The organism is Psychrobacter sp. CAL346-MNA-CIBAN-0220, from assembly GCF_040309805.1.
Lineage (GTDB): Bacteria > Pseudomonadota > Gammaproteobacteria > Pseudomonadales > Moraxellaceae > Psychrobacter.
Genome location: NZ_JBEOPF010000768.1, coordinates 1 through 233 on the forward strand (window position 1 = coordinate 1; position 233 = coordinate 233).

The window sequence follows — 233 nt, forward strand, 5'->3', positions numbered from 1 at the left end:
TGTGCAGACTCTCTAAGCGTGCTATTAAATAATTTAAAATTTAAACCAAAACGATCGTGAGTATTAGCTGACATTTTTAAACAGCTTTTGAGTAACGCTTCGCAATCAGTTAAAACGTCTACATTTTGTCTAACATCAAGCGCTAAACTAACAGACTCTTTAGTTGCTAAGAGCCCGTGAAAATCCAACGTGTTTACTTGTTCAGAATCATCAATCTGATAGTGAATACTAAC

1 protein-coding gene is annotated in these 233 nt (G+C 34.8%); it reads right to left on the reverse strand.

Going from position 1 to position 233, the window contains the following annotated elements:
- Positions 1-233, reverse strand: a 233-nt coding sequence (locus tag AAEY88_RS15610) for a hypothetical protein (protein ID WP_350563861.1), incomplete at both ends; no start/stop codon positions are given.